Source organism: Bacillus sp. NS1 (assembly GCF_058248265.1).
This window is the reverse complement of sequence record NZ_JBZAZF010000001.1, coordinates 1-18,098: the sequence shown is the minus strand read 5'-3', so window position 1 is coordinate 18,098 and position 18,098 is coordinate 1. Positions and strand designations below refer to the sequence as shown.

Annotated in this window: 16 protein-coding genes and 1 rRNA gene; 9 read left to right on the top strand and 8 right to left on the bottom strand. The window is 41.9% G+C overall.

Annotated features, from left to right (window positions below; all coding sequences use genetic code 11):
- The first annotated feature begins 84 nt into the window (after positions 1-84).
- Positions 85-525: a PH domain-containing protein gene (locus AC4CV5_RS00085; RefSeq protein WP_166846104.1), complete on the top strand. Its 441-nt coding sequence runs from the start codon at positions 85-87 to the stop codon at positions 523-525.
- 49 nt (positions 526-574) lie between these two features.
- Here the strand turns inward: AC4CV5_RS00085 and noc are convergent, their stop codons facing one another.
- The 8 genes from noc to rpmH all read right to left on the bottom strand — a co-directional run bounded on the left by noc (position 575) and on the right by rpmH (position 8,065).
- Positions 575-1,426 carry a nucleoid occlusion protein gene (noc, locus tag AC4CV5_RS00080; RefSeq protein WP_003219249.1) on the bottom strand — a complete coding sequence of 284 codons (852 nt, stop codon included), beginning with the start codon at positions 1,424-1,426 and terminating at the stop codon, positions 575-577.
- A 121-nt stretch (positions 1,427-1,547) separates the two neighbouring features.
- Positions 1,548-2,267, bottom strand: a complete 720-nt coding sequence (gene rsmG / locus AC4CV5_RS00075; protein WP_100275172.1) for a 16S rRNA (guanine(527)-N(7))-methyltransferase RsmG — start codon at positions 2,265-2,267, stop codon at positions 1,548-1,550.
- A 13-nt stretch (positions 2,268-2,280) separates the two neighbouring features.
- Positions 2,281-4,167, bottom strand: a complete 1,887-nt coding sequence (mnmG, locus tag AC4CV5_RS00070) for a tRNA uridine-5-carboxymethylaminomethyl(34) synthesis enzyme MnmG (RefSeq protein ID WP_166846101.1) — start codon at positions 4,165-4,167, stop codon at positions 2,281-2,283.
- Positions 4,168-4,187: 20 nt separating this feature from the next.
- A complete protein-coding gene (mnmE, locus tag AC4CV5_RS00065) occupies positions 4,188-5,567 on the bottom strand; it encodes a tRNA uridine-5-carboxymethylaminomethyl(34) synthesis GTPase MnmE (protein ID WP_166846098.1) in 1,380 nt (459 codons plus the stop codon).
- Positions 5,568-5,878: 311 nt separating this feature from the next.
- Positions 5,879-6,502, bottom strand: coding sequence for an RNA-binding cell elongation regulator Jag/EloR (gene jag / locus AC4CV5_RS00060; RefSeq protein WP_373922709.1), 624 nt, complete (start codon positions 6,500-6,502; stop codon positions 5,879-5,881).
- Positions 6,499-7,284 (bottom strand): YidC family membrane integrase SpoIIIJ, encoded by a 786-nt coding sequence (spoIIIJ, locus tag AC4CV5_RS00055; protein WP_166846093.1) that lies wholly within the window; start codon positions 7,282-7,284, stop codon positions 6,499-6,501. The genes jag and spoIIIJ overlap by 4 nt, the downstream gene beginning before the upstream one ends.
- Positions 7,285-7,428: 144 nt before the next feature.
- Positions 7,429-7,779, bottom strand: a complete 351-nt coding sequence (gene rnpA / locus AC4CV5_RS00050; RefSeq protein ID WP_338443605.1) for a ribonuclease P protein component — start codon at positions 7,777-7,779, stop codon at positions 7,429-7,431.
- 151 nt (positions 7,780-7,930) lie between these two features.
- On the bottom strand, positions 7,931-8,065 hold the full coding sequence (gene rpmH, locus AC4CV5_RS00045; protein WP_003178075.1) for a 50S ribosomal protein L34: 135 nt from the start codon (positions 8,063-8,065) through the stop codon (positions 7,931-7,933).
- A 626-nt stretch (positions 8,066-8,691) separates the two neighbouring features.
- On the opposite strand from rpmH, the gene dnaA reads away from it, so the two are divergent.
- The 8 genes from dnaA to AC4CV5_RS00005 all read left to right on the top strand — a co-directional run.
- The gene (gene dnaA / locus AC4CV5_RS00040; protein WP_166846090.1) at positions 8,692-10,032 is read left to right on the top strand and encodes a chromosomal replication initiator protein DnaA; all 1,341 of its coding nucleotides are present in this window, start codon (positions 8,692-8,694) and stop codon (positions 10,030-10,032) included.
- A gap of 188 nt (positions 10,033-10,220) precedes the next feature.
- Positions 10,221-11,357 carry a DNA polymerase III subunit beta gene (gene dnaN, locus AC4CV5_RS00035; RefSeq protein ID WP_166846087.1) on the top strand — a complete coding sequence of 379 codons (1,137 nt, stop codon included), beginning with the start codon at positions 10,221-10,223 and terminating at the stop codon, positions 11,355-11,357.
- A gap of 131 nt (positions 11,358-11,488) precedes the next feature.
- Positions 11,489-11,704 carry a ribosome maturation protein RlbA gene (rlbA, locus tag AC4CV5_RS00030; protein ID WP_003219264.1) on the top strand — a complete coding sequence of 72 codons (216 nt, stop codon included), beginning with the start codon at positions 11,489-11,491 and terminating at the stop codon, positions 11,702-11,704.
- Between the two features lie 15 nt (positions 11,705-11,719).
- Entirely contained in the window at positions 11,720-12,832 is a 1,113-nt protein-coding gene (gene recF / locus AC4CV5_RS00025; protein WP_166846084.1) for a DNA replication/repair protein RecF, read from the top strand.
- A 17-nt stretch (positions 12,833-12,849) separates the two neighbouring features.
- Positions 12,850-13,095 carry an extracellular matrix regulator RemB gene (gene remB, locus AC4CV5_RS00020; protein ID WP_003219266.1) on the top strand — a complete coding sequence of 82 codons (246 nt, stop codon included), beginning with the start codon at positions 12,850-12,852 and terminating at the stop codon, positions 13,093-13,095.
- Between the two features lie 54 nt (positions 13,096-13,149).
- Positions 13,150-15,066 (top strand): DNA topoisomerase (ATP-hydrolyzing) subunit B, encoded by a 1,917-nt coding sequence (gyrB, locus tag AC4CV5_RS00015; protein WP_044430220.1) that lies wholly within the window; start codon positions 13,150-13,152, stop codon positions 15,064-15,066.
- A 209-nt stretch (positions 15,067-15,275) separates the two neighbouring features.
- Positions 15,276-17,741, top strand: a complete 2,466-nt coding sequence (gene gyrA / locus AC4CV5_RS00010; RefSeq protein ID WP_490921842.1) for a DNA topoisomerase (ATP-hydrolyzing) subunit A — start codon at positions 15,276-15,278, stop codon at positions 17,739-17,741.
- A gap of 281 nt (positions 17,742-18,022) precedes the next feature.
- A 16S ribosomal RNA gene (locus tag AC4CV5_RS00005) occupies positions 18,023-18,098 on the top strand; the annotation flags it as partial.

Sequence of the window (18,098 nt, the reverse complement as noted above, 5' to 3'; positions counted from 1 at the left end):
TTCTATGTTTTTTTGACTTAAAAAAGGATTTCTTAAAGAAAAAAAGAAGAAGTTACAGTGCAGAACGTACAGGATGGTGAGAATATGGTTTTTAAAACAAAGAGAGATATACCCGTTACACTGATGATTGTGTTCCTCATATTACTGATACAAGCAGATGCCATTGTTCCTTTTGTACTGGGAAATGCAAGGATTTCAGGCTGGATCATTTTTGCTCTGCTGACTCTTTTAAATGTGCTTATCATTTGGAGCTTTATTGATCTGAAATATGTATTGAGAGAACATCATCTAATCATTAAAGCAGGACTGATCAAACACCAAATTCCTTACGAAAAAATTGACAAAGTGGTTCAAAAAAAGAAGCTGTGGTCAGGTTTTCGTCTGATTGGCTCTCGTCATGCCATCACGATATATTATCAGGGAGGCTGGGGACATGCGGTGATTTCTCCGCAAGATACTGAAGAATTTATCCACAAGCTTGAAGAAAAAAATTCTAATATAACATTATTTACTAAAAGTAATTAATTTCCTTTTACCGTAAAAATAAAAGCTCTCCTGCTTTTCAGGAGAGCTTTTATTTTGGTATGCGAATCGTTAATTGAATATATTCTTCAAATTCTTCTTCTTCCGTATTCAATTTTACACCGCTGTCTTCAACCATTGATAGTGACTGGCGAATCGTGTTCATTGCAATTCTTGTATCTCTGCTGAACGCTTTGCGTCTAGGCTTTGGTTTTCTCTGGCCTTGCTCCAGCATTTTCACCACGCGGTCTTCCGTCTGCTTTACATTTAAACTTTTCTCAATAATCTCTGTGAGCAGTGTGACTTGGAGCTCAGGCTGCTTTAGCGGAATCAGCGCTCTGGCGTGACGCTCAGTGATTTTCTTCTCCATAATCGCGTCTTGGACCGGCTGAGGCAGCTTTAATAACCGCAGCTTATTCGCAATTGTAGATTGCCCTTTTCCTAAACGCTGTGCGAGTGCTTCCTGTGTTAAGTCATGCAGTTCAAGAAGCCGAGCATAGGCATGCGCTTCCTCAATAGAAGACAGTTCTTCCCGCTGCAAGTTTTCAATTAACGCCACAGAAGCGGTTTCCGTGTCGGAAAAATCCTTAATAATAGCCGGAATCTTTTCCCACTCGAGCGATTGTACCGCTCTCCAGCGTCTTTCACCTGCAATGAGTTCGTATTGGCCTTCTTCTTCTGTATGCCTGACAACAATCGGCTGAATAATGCCGTGTGTATGAATGGTCATTGCTAACTCTTTGATTTTTTCATCTGAGAAAATGGTGCGTGGCTGAAAACGGTTGGGAACGATAGCATTTACCGGTATTTCAAGAATCTCTTCTTTGTTTGTCTCATGTTCAGCAATCTCCGGTTCCTGTTCCTTCTCACCAAGCCCGAAGAAACGAGAGAATGAATGCTTCATGTACCTACACCACCTTTAAAAACTGCCATTTTTATAATTCTATTTTCTCATGGTTTTTCCTGCTGTACATCCACCAATTTTGATGAAAATATGATGGTATTGTCATATCAGGCTGTCTAAATTACCCTTCGATTGGCGATTTATTAGGAGTTCCCGGTTTTCTTGGATACTTCTTAGGTGTATTTTTTTTCTTGCGTATCACCATAATATTACGATCGCTTTCTTCAATAGGCAGCTTAAAGGAATGGATATTCTCAAGTTCTCCTCCAAGCGTCGTGATCGCTTTTTTGCCGGCATTCAGTTCTTCTTCAGCTGATGCAGCTTTTAAAGCAACAAATAACCCGTTTTTCTTCACTAGAGGCAGGCAAAGTTCGCTCAAAACAGATAGTCTTGCAACTGCTCGCGCTGTCACAATATCATAGCTTTCCCGTACGTCTTTCCGCTGTCCGAATGTTTCAGCTCTGTCATGGCAGAATGTCGTATTCTCCAATTGCAATGCTTCAGACAACTTTTCTAAAAACGTAATCCGTTTATTTAGTGAATCCACGATTGTGACATGGAGGTGCGGAAAGCATATTTTAATCGGAAGACTCGGAAAACCCGCTCCCGCTCCAACATCACAAATCGTGTTCACTTGATTGAAGTCGACATAAAAAGCAGCTGTAATGGAATCATAAAAATGCTTAAGATACACTTCTTTTTTCTCTGTAATTGAAGTCAGATTGATTTTTTCGTTCCATTCAACCAGCATGTCGTAATACAGCTCAAATTGCTCCAGCTGACGGGGAGAAAGGGAGATCCCTTTTTCCGCCAAACTAGAAGTGAATTCTTCAATATTCATGCCGTCATCCTTTCTATTCGGCTATCTTCGCAATGCGTCCCTGCTCTAAATACACCAATAGAATTGAAATGTCCGCCGGGTTTACACCGGAAATGCGGGAAGCTTGGGCAACAGACAAAGGACGCACATGTTTCAGTTTTTGACGCGCCTCAGTCGCGATCCCTTTAATTGCATCATAATCAATTCGATCCGGAATTTTTTTGTTTTCCATCTTCTTCAGTTTTTCCACTTGCTGAAGGGATTTTTCAATATATCCTTCATATTTTACTTGGATTTCTACTTGTTCTGCCACGTCTTGCGGAACCGGCACTTCTGGCGGCGCCAGTTTTGTGACTGTTTCATAGTTCATTTCAGGACGTTTCATCAAGTCTGTGCCGCGAACTCCATCTTTCAGTTCGCTTCCGCCAAGAGAACGGATATATTCTTGATTCTCCGGAGAAGGCTTGATAATCACAGAGTGCAGACGTTTTTTCTCCGCTTCGATCGCCGCTTTTTTCTTCTCAAAAGCTGCATATCGCTCATCAGAAATCAATCCAATGCGGTGTCCGATTTCTGTCAGACGCAAATCAGCATTGTCATGGCGAAGAAGCAATCTGTATTCAGCACGTGATGTCAAAAGACGGTATGGTTCATTGGTTCCTTTTGTCACAAGGTCATCAATCAGAACACCAATGTAGGCGTCAGAACGGCTCAGAATCACTTCTTCTTTTCCAAGCGCTTTTCGTCCTGCATTGATTCCCGCCATAATTCCTTGTCCCGCAGCTTCTTCATAACCGGAAGTTCCGTTAATTTGGCCTGCAGTGTAAAGGTTTGTGATTTTTTTCGTTTCAAGCGTCGGCCATAGCTGTGTCGGTACGATCGCATCGTACTCGATCGCATAGCCGGCTCTCATCATTTGCACGTTTTCAAGACCAGGAATCGTCGCAAGCATTCTTTGCTGTACATCTTCTGGAAGACTTGTAGATAACCCTTGGACATAGACTTCCTGCGTATTTCTGCCTTCAGGCTCAAGGAAGATCTGGTGACGCGGTTTATCATTAAAACGGACAACTTTATCTTCAATAGACGGGCAGTATCTTGGACCCGTCCCTTTGATCATACCGGAATACATCGGTGAACGGTGCAGGTTGCTGTCAATAATCTCATGTGTCTCAGGGCTTGTATATGTCAGCCAGCAAGGGAGCTGGTCTGTAATATATTCCACTGTTTCATATGAGAAAGCGCGAGGCACATCGTCACCAGGCTGAATCTCCGTTTTGCTGTAATCAATCGTGTCGCTTTTGACGCGAGGCGGCGTACCTGTTTTAAAACGAACAAGGTCAAAGCCCAGTTCCTCCAAATGCTCAGAAAGCTTAATAGAAGGCTGCTGGTTATTCGGACCGCTTGAGTAAGACAGATCTCCAAGAATGATTCGTCCTCTTAAATATGTCCCTGTCGTCATGACAACTGCTTTCGCACGATAATGCGCGCCGGTTTGTGTAATAACACCGCGGCATTCGCCGTCTTCAACGATCAACCGCTCCACAATTCCTTGCAGCAATGTTAAGTTTGGTTCTTTTTCAAGCGTATTTTTCATTTCGTGCTGATATTGGAATTTGTCTGCTTGGGCACGCAATGCACGGACCGCAGGACCTTTTCCAGTATTCAGCATTCTCATTTGAATGTGCGTTTTATCGATGTTTCTGCCCATTTCTCCGCCGAGCGCGTCAATTTCGCGGACGACAATCCCTTTTGCAGGGCCGCCGACAGACGGATTACATGGCATAAATGCAACCATATCTAAGTTGATGGTCAAGACAAGCGTTTTGGCGCCTTGGCGTGCAGATGCGAGGGCAGCCTCAACACCGGCATGCCCGGCGCCAATCACAATCACATCGTATTGGCCTGCTTCATACCCCATGATTCTAGTTCCTCCTTTTATTATTTTCCTAAACAGAATTGTGAAAAGAGCTGATCAATTAAGCTTTCGTGGACAGAATCTCCGATGATTTCGCCCAAAAGCTCCCAGCATCTTGTAAGGTCGATTTGCACCATGTCGATCGGGACATCCTGTTCGATGCCGCTAAGCGCATCTTCAATGGCACGTTTTGCTTGCTGTAAAATAGAGATATGTCGTGTGTTGCTGACATAAGTCAGATCTCCGCTTTCAATGGCACCCGTGTAGAACAGCGATTGAATCGCTTCTTCTAAATCATTGATGCCTTCTTCTTTTAATAGAGATGTCGTGACAACAGGACGTCCATTGGCAAGCTCACGGACACGCTCACTGTCAATCTTCGCCTCAAGGTCAGTCTTATTCATAATCACGATAACGTCCATGCCCTCAACGGCTTCAAAAAGCTTCACGTCTTCTTCAGAAAGCTCTTCACTATAATTAAGCACAAGTAAAATCAGGTCCGCATCCTTAAGAACCTGGCGAGAACGTTCAACACCGATTCGTTCAACAATATCCTCTGTTTCACGAATACCTGCTGTATCAACCAGACGAAGTGGAACGCCCCTAACATTAACGTATTCCTCAATTACATCCCGAGTCGTTCCGGGAATATCGGTCACAATGGCTTTTGCCTCATGTACGAGGCTGTTCAAAAGAGATGATTTTCCTACATTCGGCCGGCCGATAATGACAGTAGAAAGACCTTCACGCAAGATTTTTCCTTGCTCTGAAGTCCTTAGCAGCGCCTCAATTTCTTTTTTCACGGCAGTTGCCTTTTCAACCAAAAGCTGATGCGTCATTTCCTCTACATCATCATACTCCGGATAATCGATATTCACCTCAACATGAGCCAGCGTTTCTAAAATCTCACTGCGTAAACGGCGCACCAAAGCAGAAAGACGCCCCTCCATTTGATTCATGGCGACGTTCATTGCCCGGTCCGTTTTCGCTCTGATTAAGTCCATAACCGCTTCCGCCTGTGAAAGATCAATTCGGCCGTTTAAAAACGCGCGTTTCGTAAATTCACCAGGCTCCGCAAGTCTCGCTCCCTCTCTCAATGCAAGCTGAAGCACTTGGTTCACAGTCACAATTCCCCCGTGACAGTTAATTTCGATGACATCTTCACGTGTAAAAGTTCTCGGTGCTTTTAACACTGATACCATTACTTCCTCAACGACACGATCCGAAGGCCTGTCTACGATATGACCATAATGAATCGTATGTGACTCGACCGAACTGAGTGTTTTCCCCTTCGGTCCTTTATAAATTTTATCTGCGATTTGAATTGCTTCTGGTCCGCTCAACCGTACAATCGCAATCGCGCCTTCTCCCATCGGAGTGGAAATTGCTGCAATTGTATCCATGCTGTTCACCTCTCTTTACTTATACTTTCATCTATATAAAAAAATTTTTATTATGCCAAAACTAAAAGATAACATAGTTTGGTTCGAAGTGGAAGATGTGTTATCCACAGAATTAGGAATTCGCCTCCTATTACTTTAACTTATCCACATGTGAATAACAATTAATTTTATTTCCTGAACTTCCTTTTTATCAACAGGATACACCTAAAAAGAAAAAACTTAAACGGCAAAAGCTTGATATCACTAGGAAAAATAGATTTTTATCATACAAAAAAACCGAAATCCGCTTTTTACTGGACTTCGGTTTTATGCTATCTTTTATGGGAAATAACGAGATGGCGATTTTCGCCTTCACCCATTGAATACGTTTTGATCTGGTGATCATATCCAGAAAGAGTATCATGAATGATTTTTCTTTCACTGGACGGCATAGGTTCAAGATGAACTGTTTTTTTCGTTTTCAAAACCTGGTCTGCAAGCCTGATGGCCAGCTGACTCAGTGTATCTTTTCTTTTCGAACGATAGTTTTCTGCATCTACCGTCACATTTTTATATTGGCCTGGATAACGGTTAAGGGCAAGCTGTGTCAAAGTTTCAAGGGCATTTAAGGTTTGTCCTCTTTTCCCAATCAACAATGCCGTTTTTTCACCTGTTATATGGAAACTCACTGACTTTTTGTTTTCTTGAACAGTCACATCAGACTTCCCGGCAATAGCTTCGGCAATTGTTTGAAGATAAGCCTTCGCTTGCTGAATCGGATCAATCTTTTCAACCAGCTTTACGACCGCCTGCTTTTTACCGAAAATACCGAGAAACCCTTTGTTTCCCTCTTCAATAACGGTAATTTCTACTTTATCCTTCGTTAATTCCAGCTCTTGCAATCCGGACTGTACTGCTTCGTCGACATTTCGCCCTGCAGCAGTCACATTCCTCACTTTTTCTTTCCTCCGGCTTTTTCCGGCTCAGGACTTTTTTTAATATCTGGCCCTTTAATGAGGAACGTTTGTGCAATCATAAATAAGTTACCGACTACCCAATAAAGAGAAAGAGCCGCCGGGAAGTTGATCGCAAATACGATAATCATAATCGGCATAATCCAAAGCATCATCGCCATTTGCGGATTTTGCTGCGCATTGCCCGCCATCATTAGTTTTTGCTGAACAAATGTAGCGACACCGGCAACGATAGGAAGAATATAGAAAGGATCTTTTTCTCCTAAGTCAAACCATAAGAAACTATGCTCTGAAATCGCCTGTGTTCTCATGATCGCATGATAGAATCCAATTAATATCGGCATCTGGATTAAAATCGGGAAACATCCCGCCAATGGATTAACACCATGCTTTTGGAATAAAGCCATTGTTTCCTGCTGAAGCTTTTGCTGTGTTTTTTGATCCTTTGAGCTGTATTTTTCTTTAAGCTTTTGCATTTCCGGCTGTAAAGCCTGCATTGCTTTCGAACTTCTCAGCTGCTTAATCATCAGCGGTAAAATTAATAAACGAATTAAAATAGTAACAAGAATAATTGAAAGTCCATAGTTATCTCCCGTCAATTTCGCTACATACGTAATGAGCTCAGACAATGGATATACTACGTACTTGTCCCAAAAATGCGGACTATCTGCAGTGATCGGCTCTTTCACACTCGAGCATCCAGCCAATAGCATGAATACGCCAACCATACTTAATAGCAACCCTATTCTCCTTTTCAACAACATTTCCTCCTATAATTAATCTTTACACTCTTTTATTGCAAAGCATACTTGTATGTATTTTAGCATCTTTCAGTTTTAAATGGTGTCTTTTTCTGATCAACCAGAAAGGAAGCGCTTTTAAAAGTTGTAAGAAAGCAGTGATAATGCCTATTTTGGCGAAGATTTCTTATATAAAGAAGATTTCCTGAATAGATGCTGCAGACTTTTTTTCGTTTCCTCATATGTCAGCTGGCTCGCCGGTTTTCTGGCAATAATGATGTAATCCTTTTCCTTCAGTCTCTCTTTCTCTTCAAGAAAAGCCTGCCGAATCAAACGTTTGATCCGATTTCGCATCACAGCGTTGCCAATTTTTTTGCTGACGGAAAGCCCGACGCGCAGCTCATCGTTTTCAGGCTGATCAAGCGTATATAAGACAAATTGGCGGTTTGCTATTGATGTCCCATGCTTAAACACTTTTTGAAAATCTTCATTTTTCTTTAAACGATTTCGCTTCTTCAAATGACTCACTCCGATACTGGCTGGCAGAAACTTTTAAAATTCATTATGAAAATGCGATGCATCAGAACTAGGGGGCATCCCCCAGTTCATCACGCATCACATCTATCTTTTCCCATAATGTGAAAAAAGACCACTGACATTATTCAGTGGCCTAAGCTGATAATACTTTTCTGCCTTTACGGCGACGGCGTGCTAAAACTAGACGACCGTTTTTTGAACTCATACGGCTTCTGAAGCCATGAACTTTACTGCGTTTACGGTTATTCGGTTGGAATGTTCTTTTCATTTATGACACCTCCCTCGAGGAATAGCTGCTAAAGACAGTCTTAATTATTATATTTGCGTTACCTATTCATTGTCAACTTCACTAGTGCTTTTATTTCTTGCAACCATAATAGGATACCATACCTTTTCAACTTTCGAAACCTTATTTTTCAGATTCCTTAATTTAACGAAAAAAAGACAAATCCAAACAATTTGCCTCTAAAATAACGTATGTGGATATCTTTTTTGCCTTTTTTCAATATCCACAGAGGTTATCGACAACATTTTCACATTACCAACCACTGTGGACAAGATTTTTTCAACAGGTTGTCCGCTTTGTGGATAAGATTGTGACAACCATTGCAAGCTCTCATTTATTTTGGTATTATATTTGTGTTTTAACTCTTGATTACTAATCTTGCCTTTCCCTTTTATCCACAAAGTGTGGATAAGTTGTGGATTGATTTCACACAGCTTGTGTAGAATGTTGTCCACAAGTTGTGAAATTTGTCGAAAAGCTATTTATCTACTATATTATATGTTTTCAACATTTAATGTGTACGAATGGCAAGCGCCATTTGCTCTTTTTTTGTGTTCTATAACAGAGAAAGACACCATTTTCTATGAAAAGGAGGGACGTGCTGGAAGATGGAAAATATATTAGACCTGTGGAATCAAGCTCTTGCTCAAATCGAAAAAAAGTTGAGCAAACCAAGTTTTGAGACTTGGATGAAATCAACCAAAGCGCACTCACTGCAGGGAGATACATTGACAATCACGGCTCCTAATGAATTTGCCAGAGACTGGCTGGAGTCCAGATACTTGCATCTGATTGCAGATACTATATATGAATTAACCGGGGAAGAATTGAGCATTAAGTTTGTCATTCCTCAAAATCAGGATGTTGAAGACTTTCTGCCGAAACCGCAAGTCAAAAAAGCGGTCAAAGAAGATACATCAGATTTTCCTCAAAATATGCTCAATCCAAAATATACCTTTGATACTTTTGTCATCGGATCTGGAAACCGATTTGCACACGCTGCTTCCCTCGCAGTTGCGGAAGCGCCCGCGAAAGCATACAACCCTTTATTTATCTATGGGGGCGTCGGCTTAGGGAAAACACATTTAATGCATGCGATCGGCCATTACGTTATAGATCATAATCCTTCTGCCAAAGTGGTTTATCTGTCTTCTGAGAAATTTACAAACGAATTCATCAACTCTATCCGAGATAATAAAGCCGTCGATTTCCGCAATCGCTATCGAAATGTTGATGTGCTTTTGATAGATGATATTCAATTTTTAGCGGGGAAAGAACAGACCCAGGAAGAATTTTTCCATACTTTTAACACATTGCACGAGGAAAGCAAACAAATCGTCATTTCAAGTGATCGACCGCCAAAAGAAATTCCGACACTAGAAGACAGATTGCGTTCACGTTTTGAATGGGGCCTGATTACAGATATCACGCCGCCTGATTTGGAGACCAGAATTGCGATTTTAAGAAAAAAAGCCAAAGCGGAGGGCCTCGATATTCCGAACGAGGTCATGCTATACATCGCAAATCAAATCGACAGCAATATTCGGGAACTTGAAGGAGCCTTAATCAGGGTTGTTGCCTACTCATCATTAATTAATAAAGATATTAATGCTGATCTGGCAGCTGAGGCGCTGAAAGATATTATTCCTTCCTCAAAACCGAAAGTCATTACGATAAAAGAAATTCAGAGGGTAGTAGGCCAGCAATTTAATATTAAACTCGAGGATTTCAAAGCAAAAAAACGGACAAAATCAGTAGCTTTCCCGCGTCAAATCGCTATGTATTTATCAAGAGAAATGACTGATTCCTCTCTTCCTAAAATCGGTGAAGAGTTTGGAGGCCGTGACCATACGACCGTTATTCATGCGCACGAAAAAATTTCAAAACTGCTGGTAGACGATGAACAGCTTCAGCAGCATGTAAAAGAAATTAAAGAACAGCTTAAATAGCAGGACCGGGGATTAATCGGGGAAAGTGTGAATAACTTTTCAGAAGTCATACACAGTCTGTCCACATGTGGATAGGCTGTGTTTCCTGTCTTTTTCACAACTTATCCACAAATCCACAAGCCCTACTATTACTTCTACTATTTTTTAAAAATATATATATTAATACATTATCCGTTAGGAGGATAAAAATGAAATTCACGATTCAAAAAGATCGTCTTGTTGAAAGTGTCCAAGATGTATTAAAAGCAGTTTCATCCAGAACTACGATTCCCATTCTGACTGGTGTTAAGATTGTTGCATCAGATGATGGCGTATCCTTTACAGGAAGCGATTCAGATATTTCAATTGAATCCTTCATTCCAAAAGAAGAAGGAGATAAAGAGATCGTCACAATAGAACAGCCTGGAAGCATTGTTTTACAAGCCCGCTTCTTTAGTGAGATTGTAAAAAAACTGCCGATGGCGACTGTAGAAATCGAAGTGCAAAACCAGTATTTGACGATTATCCGTTCTGGCAAAGCTGAATTTAATCTAAACGGGCTGGATGCTGATGAGTATCCGCACTTGCCGCAGATCGAAGAACATCATGCGATTCAAATTCCGACTGATTTGTTAAAAAATCTAATCAGACAAACAGTATTCGCCGTGTCCACCTCAGAAACACGCCCTATCTTGACAGGTGTAAACTGGAAAGTGGAGCGAAGTGAATTATTATGCACTGCGACGGATAGCCACCGTCTTGCATTAAGAAAAGCGAAACTCGATATTCCAGAAGACAGATCTTATAACGTCGTGATTCCGGGAAAAAGCTTAACTGAACTCAGCAAGATTTTGGATGACAACCAGGAACTTGTAGATATCGTGATCACAGAAACCCAAGTTCTGTTTAAAGCGAAAAACGTTTTATTCTTCTCGCGGCTTCTGGACGGAAATTATCCGGATACAACCAGCCTGATTCCGCAAGAAAGCAAAACCGAAATCATTGTGAACACAAAAGAATTCCTTCAGGCGATTGATCGTGCATCTCTTTTAGCGAGAGAGGGACGCAACAACGTGGTGAAGCTGTCTGCAAAACCAGCTGAATCCATTGAGATCTCTTCCAACTCACCTGAAATCGGTAAAGTTGTCGAAGCGATTCTTGCTGATCAAATTGAAGGTGAGGAATTAAATATCTCATTTAGTCCAAAATATATGTTGGATGCACTAAAGGTGCTTGAAGGAGCAGAAATACGCGTAAGCTTTACAGGTGCAATGAGACCTTTCTTAATACGTACACCGAATGATGAAACGATTGTACAGCTTATCCTTCCTGTCAGAACCTATTAATCCGATACACTGCTGCCGACACGTTCGGCAGCTTTTCTATTCGGCATCTGCTCCGACAAGTTTTCCCTTTCCCTAATTCGTTTTTTTTTAGTACAATTAGATATTAGTGATATTTGAAAGAGGTCGATATAATGGCAAATCCGATTTCAATTGATACAGAGATGATTACCCTCGGACAATTCTTGAAATTAGCCGATGTTATTCAGTCAGGCGGTATGGCAAAGTGGTTTTTAAGCGAACATGAAGTGCTTGTGAACAACGAGCCGGACAATCGCCGTGGCAGAAAGCTGTATGTTGGAGATGTGGTAGAGATTGAAGGATTTGGTTCATTTCAAGTCGTCAATTAAAGCGGGTGACACTGATTGTATATCCAGAACTTAGAACTGACATCTTACCGCAACTACGACCATGCTGAACTTCAATTTGAAAATAAAGTAAATGTGATCATCGGAGAAAACGCCCAGGGGAAAACAAATCTCATGGAGGCGATCTATGTCTTGTCCATGGCGAAATCGCACAGGACGTCAAATGACAAAGAACTTATACGGTGGGACAAAGACTATGCTAAAATAGAGGGAAGAGTGATGAAGCAAAACGGAGCGATCCCGATGCAGCTCGTCATCTCCAAAAAGGGTAAAAAGGGCAAGGTCAATCATATTGAACAGCAAAAGCTCAGCCAGTATGTCGGGGCCCTCAACACCATTATGTTCGCGCCGGAAGATTTAAATCTTGTAAAGGGGAGCCCTCAAGTGAGAAGGCGGTTTCTTGACATGGAAATCGGACAGGTTTCTCCTGTTTACCTGCATGACCTTTCTCTTTACCAGAAAATCCTTTCCCAGCGAAATCATTTTTTGAAGCAGCTGCAAACAAGAAAACAAACTGACAGAACGATGCTTGATGTTTTGACTGATCAGCTTGTAGAAGTTGCAGCAAAAGTCGTCGTAAAACGCCTGCAGTTTACAGCGCAGCTCGAAAAATGGGCTCAGCCTATCCATGCGGGCATCTCAAGAGGGCTTGAAGAGCTGACCCTAAAGTACCATACGGCTCTTGAGGTATCAGATCCTGTAGACTTGTCGAAAATAGGAGATAGCTATCAAGAAGCGTTTTCTAAATTAAGAGAAAAGGAAATTGAGCGCGGTGTTACGCTGTCAGGGCCTCATCGTGACGATGTTCTTTTCTACGTGAACGGACGCGATGTGCAGACGTATGGTTCTCAAGGACAGCAGCGAACGACGGCATTGTCCCTTAAGCTGGCGGAGATTGACCTGATCCATGAAGAAATCGGAGAATATCCCATTTTACTATTGGATGATGTACTGAGTGAGCTGGATGATTATCGCCAGTCGCACTTGCTTCATACGATCCAAGGCCGTGTACAAACGTTTGTCACAACGACAAGCGTTGATGGCATTGATCACGAAACCTTACGCCAAGCAGGAATGTTCCGTGTGCAAAACGGTGCGTTAGTGAAGTGAAGAAATGAGGTGGGCAATTGTATATTCATTTAGGTGATGACTTTGTGGTTTCAACACGAGATATTGTCGGCATTTTTGACTTTAAAGCCAACATGTCGCCTATTGTTGAAGAATTTCTGAAAAAACAGAAACACAAGGTGGTGCCTTCCGTAAACGGCACGCCCAAATCTATCGTAGTCACGGTTCAGAATATATATTACTCTCCCTTATCTTCCAGCACATTAAAAAAACGTGCGCAATTTATGTTTGAAATAGATTCTTAGAAATTTTTTATCACGAATATATCGTTTAGAAAAGTGTAGGTGAATGACGTGGCTATGGAACAGCAGCAAAACAGTTATGATGAAAATCAGATACAGGTACTAGAGGGATTGGAAGCTGTTCGTAAAAGACCGGGGATGTATATCGGTTCAACAAACAGCAAAGGCCTTCACCACCTGGTATGGGAAATTGTCGACAATAGTATTGACGAGGCCCTCGCAGGTTATTGTACGGATATCAATATCCAAATTGAAAAAGACAACAGCATCACGGTAATAGATAATGGTCGCGGTATTCCAGTCGGTATTCATGAAAAAATGGGCCGTCCTGCAGTAGAAGTCATTATGACGGTGCTCCATGCCGGAGGGAAATTTGACGGAAGCGGTTATAAAGTGTCTGGAGGATTGCACGGTGTAGGTGCGTCAGTCGTAAACGCGCTTTCAACCGAGCTTGTTGTGACGGTGCACCGTGACGGTAAAATCCACCGTCAAACTTATAAACGCGGAGTTCCGGTTTCAGACCTTGAGATCATTGGCGAAACGGATCATACAGGAACGACGACACATTTCGTCCCGGATCCTGAGATTTTCACAGAAACAACTGTGTATGATTATGATCTGCTTGCTAACCGTGTGCGCGAACTAGCCTTTTTGACAAAAGGCGTAAACATCACGATTGAAGATAAACGTGAAGGGCAAGAGCGCAAAAATGAGTACCATTACGAAGGCGGAATTAAAAGTTATGTAGAGTATTTAAACCGTTCTAAAGAAGTAGTCCATGAAGAGCCGATTTACATCGAAGGCGAAAAGGACGGCATTACGGTTGAAGTGGCATTGCAATACAATGACAGCTACACAAGCAACATTTACTCTTTTACAAATAACATTAACACGTACGAAGGCGGTACCCACGAAGCGGGTTTCAAAACGGGTCTGACTCGTGTTATCAACGATTACGCCAGAAAAAAAGGGCTTATTAAAGAAAATGATCCAAACCTAAGCGGAGATGACGTAAGAGAAGGGCTGACCGCGATTATTTCAATCAAACACCCTGATCCGCAGTTTGAGGGCCAAACGAAAACAAAGCTAGGCAACTCAGAAGCGCGGACGATTACCGATACGTTATTTTCTACAGCGATGGAAACATTTATGCTGGAAAATCCAGATGCGGCCAAAAAAATTGTCGATAAAGGATTAATGGCGGCAAGAGCAAGAATGGCTGCAAAAAAAGCGCGTGAATTAACACGCCGCAAGAGCGCTTTGGAAATTTCAAACCTTCCCGGTAAGCTGGCGGACTGCTCGTCAAAAGACCCGAGCATCTCCGAGCTGTATATCGTAGAGGGTGACTCTGCCGGAGGATCTGCTAAACAAGGCCGCGACAGACATTTCCAAGCTATTTTGCCGCTTAGAGGTAAGATCCTGAACGTTGAAAAAGCGAGACTGGATAAAATCCTTTCTAACAACGAAGTTCGCTCTATGATTACAGCGCTCGGCACAGGTATCGGGGAAGATTTCAACCTGGAGAAAGCCCGTTACCACAAAGTTGTCATTATGACAGATGCCGACGTTGATGGCGCGCACATCAGAACACTGCTATTAACGTTCTTTTACAGATATATGCGTCAGATTATCGAAAATGGCTACGTGTACATTGCGCAGCCGCCGCTTTACAAGGTTCAACAGGGGAAACGTGTTGAATATGCATACAATGACAAGGAGCTTGAAGACCTGCTAAAAACGCTGCCTCAAACGCCTAAGCCTGGATTGCAGCGTTATAAAGGTCTTGGTGAAATGAATGCCACCCAGCTATGGGAGACAACGATGGATCCGAGCTCTAGAACACTTCTTCAGGTAACTCTTGAAGATGCTATGGATGCGGATGAGACATTTGAAATGCTGATGGGCGACAAAGTAGAACCGCGCCGAAACTTCATAGAAGCAAATGCGAGATACGTTAAAAATCTTGACATCTAATATAAAAAGCCTTATTTCCAATTAGAAATAAGGCTTTTTTCTGAACGGGATCAGATGCAGTAATGCTTGCAATACCTATATATTCTAGCAATTTAATGTGTATAATCATAAGTTTATTGATATAATGGAGAATAGTGAAATCGTATTGAAGATCATAATGGACAATCTACTCCCACATATTTCATGTGATACTTCAGGGAGGTTTTTTAATGAGTGAACAAAACACACCACAAGTTCGTGAAATAAATATCAGTCAGGAAATGCGTACGTCCTTCTTGGATTATGCAATGAGCGTTATTGTGTCCCGTGCTCTTCCAGATGTTCGTGACGGTTTAAAGCCGGTTCATAGACGGATTTTGTATGCTATGAATGATTTGGGGATGACGAGTGAAAAGGCTTATAAAAAATCCGCGCGTATCGTTGGAGAAGTTATCGGGAAATACCACCCGCACGGTGATTCAGCGGTATATGAATCCATGGTCAGAATGGCACAGGATTTCAACTATCGTTATATGCTCGTTGACGGTCACGGAAACTTCGGTTCTGTTGACGGAGACTCAGCGGCTGCCATGCGTTATACAGAAGCAAGAATGTCTAAGATCTCGATGGAAATTCTTCGAGATATCACAAAAGACACAATTGATTATCAGGATAACTATGATGGGTCAGAAAGAGAACCCGTTGTTATGCCTTCAAGGTTCCCGAATCTGCTCGTGAACGGTGCTGCCGGTATTGCGGTAGGTATGGCAACAAACATTCCTCCGCACCAGCTTGGGGAAATCATTGATGGTGTACTTGCTGTCAGTGAGAACCCGGACATCACAATCTCGGAACTTATGGAATTCATTCCAGGGCCTGATTTCCCGACTGCGGGTCAAATCTTGGGACGCAGCGGTATCCGTAAGGCATACGAATCTGGTCGAGGTTCTATTACGATTCGGGCAAAAGCTGAGATCGATCATACATCTTCAGGCAAAGAAAGAATTGTCGTAACAGAGATTCCTTACCAAGTAAACAAGGCTAAATTAATCGAGAAAATTGCAGATCTCGTTAGGGACAAGAAGATAGAGGGCATCACAGATTTACGCGATGAATCAGACCGTACAGGTATGAGAATTGTCATTGAAATCAGACGCGATGCCAATGCAAATGTTATTCTAAACAACCTATACAAACAAACTGCGCTGCAAACATCTTTTGGTATTAACCTGCTTGCGCTTGTTGACGGTCAGCCGAAAGTTTTAAATCTAAAGCAATGCCTGGAGCATTACCTTGACCATCAAAAAGTCGTAATCAGACGCCGTACGGCATATGAATTGCGTAAAGCTGAAGCGAGAGCTCATATCTTGGAAGGTTTGAGAATTGCTCTTGATCATCTCGATGCAGTTATTTCTCTTATCCGTAATTCTCAAACGGCTGAAATCGCGAGAACAGGTCTAATTGAACAATTTTCATTGACAGAGAAGCAAGCACAAGCGATCCTCGATATGAGGCTGCAGCGTTTAACAGGACTAGAACGTGAAAAGATTGAAGAAGAATATCTATCTCTTGTTAAATTAATTGCAGAGCTAAAAGACATTTTGGCAAATGAATATAAAGTGCTTGAGATCATCCGTGAAGAACTCACTGAAATCAAAGAGCGTTTCAACGATGAGAGACGTACGGAGATCGTCACTTCTGGACTGGAAACAATTGAAGATGAAGATCTTATCGAGAGAGAAAATATCGTCGTCACTCTGACACACAACGGATACATCAAACGTCTTCCTGCATCAACTTACCGCAGTCAAAAACGAGGCGGAAAAGGTGTACAGGGGATGGGAACAAATGAAGATGATTTCGTTGAGCATTTAATATCTACGTCAACTCATGACACGATTCTCTTCTTCTCGAACAAAGGGAAAGTGTATCGTGCAAAAGGATATGAAATCCCTGAGTACGGCAGAACAGCAAAAGGAATCCCGATTATTAACCTGCTTGAGGTAGAAAAGGGTGAATGGATTAACGCAATTATTCCAGTCACTGAATTCAATGCGGAGCTTTACCTTTTCTTCACAACAAAGCACGGGGTTTCAAAACGAACTTCACTGTCTCAGTTCGCTAATATCCGCAACAATGGCCTAATCGCCCTGAGTCTTCGTGAGGATGATGAATTGATGGGTGTACGTCTAACTGACGGCACAAAACAAATGATCATCGGAACGAAAAATGGATTGCTGATCCGTTTCCCTGAAACAGATGTCCGGGAAATGGGAAGAACTGCGGCAGGCGTAAAAGGCATAACCTTGACCGATGATGACGTTGTTGTCGGCATGGAAATATTAGAGGAAGAATCACATGTCCTTATCGTAACTGAAAAAGGTTACGGAAAACGAACTCCGGCTGAAGAGTATAGAACCCAAAGCCGTGGCGGAAAAGGACTCAAAACAGCGAAAATCACCGAGAACAACGGCCAATTAGTAACAGTAAAAGCTACTAAAGGTGAAGAGGATCTAATGATTATTACAGCAAGCGGCGTACTCATTAGAATGGACATTAATGATATCTCAATCACCGGACGTGTCACTCAAGGTGTACGCCTTATCAGAATGGCGGAAGAAGAGCATGTTGCTACAGTAGCATTGGTAGAGAAAAGCGAAGAAGATGAGCAAGAAGAAACACAAGAAGAAGTGTGAGAAAAAGCGCAGCTGAAATAGCTGCGCTTTTTTTGTGCCATAACCCTTTACAGTCATAATAATTATGGTATAATCATTTCTGTTGTCTTTTAAAAGACACAAACATCACTAGCAAAAACTTTTTAAAAAAAGTGTTGACCTAGTTAACTAAAAATGTTACTATTAAGTAGTCGCTTCGGGAGAAGCACACAAAGTTCTTTGAAAACTAAACAAGACAAAACGTACCTGTTAATTCATTTTTATAAAATCGCACAGTGATGTGCGTAGTCAGTCAAACTACTTTATCGGAGAGTTTGATCCTGGCTCAGGACGAACGCTGGCGGCGTGCCTAATACATGCAAGTCGAGCGGACAGATG

What these genes read in the sequence shown, in the direction of transcription:
- rpmH (WP_003178075.1), bottom strand. Translation starts at nt 8,065, where the DNA reads ATGAAAAGAACATTCCAACCGAATAACCGTAAACGCAGTAAAGTTCAT.
- gyrB (WP_044430220.1), top strand. Translation starts at nt 13,150, where the DNA reads ATGGAACAGCAGCAAAACAGTTATGATGAAAATCAGATACAGGTACTA.
- noc (WP_003219249.1), bottom strand. Translation starts at nt 1,426, where the DNA reads ATGAAGCATTCATTCTCTCGTTTCTTCGGGCTTGGTGAGAAGGAACAG.
- rsmG (WP_100275172.1), bottom strand. Translation starts at nt 2,267, where the DNA reads ATGAATATTGAAGAATTCACTTCTAGTTTGGCGGAAAAAGGGATCTCC.
- gyrA (WP_490921842.1), top strand. Translation starts at nt 15,276, where the DNA reads ATGAGTGAACAAAACACACCACAAGTTCGTGAAATAAATATCAGTCAG.
- spoIIIJ (WP_166846093.1), bottom strand. Translation starts at nt 7,284, where the DNA reads ATGTTGTTGAAAAGGAGAATAGGGTTGCTATTAAGTATGGTTGGCGTA.
- dnaA (WP_166846090.1), top strand. Translation starts at nt 8,692, where the DNA reads ATGGAAAATATATTAGACCTGTGGAATCAAGCTCTTGCTCAAATCGAA.
- rlbA (WP_003219264.1), top strand. Translation starts at nt 11,489, where the DNA reads ATGGCAAATCCGATTTCAATTGATACAGAGATGATTACCCTCGGACAA.
- AC4CV5_RS00085 (WP_166846104.1), top strand. Translation starts at nt 85, where the DNA reads ATGGTTTTTAAAACAAAGAGAGATATACCCGTTACACTGATGATTGTG.
- mnmG (WP_166846101.1), bottom strand. Translation starts at nt 4,167, where the DNA reads ATGGGGTATGAAGCAGGCCAATACGATGTGATTGTGATTGGCGCCGGG.
- mnmE (WP_166846098.1), bottom strand. Translation starts at nt 5,567, where the DNA reads ATGGATACAATTGCAGCAATTTCCACTCCGATGGGAGAAGGCGCGATT.
- dnaN (WP_166846087.1), top strand. Translation starts at nt 10,221, where the DNA reads ATGAAATTCACGATTCAAAAAGATCGTCTTGTTGAAAGTGTCCAAGAT.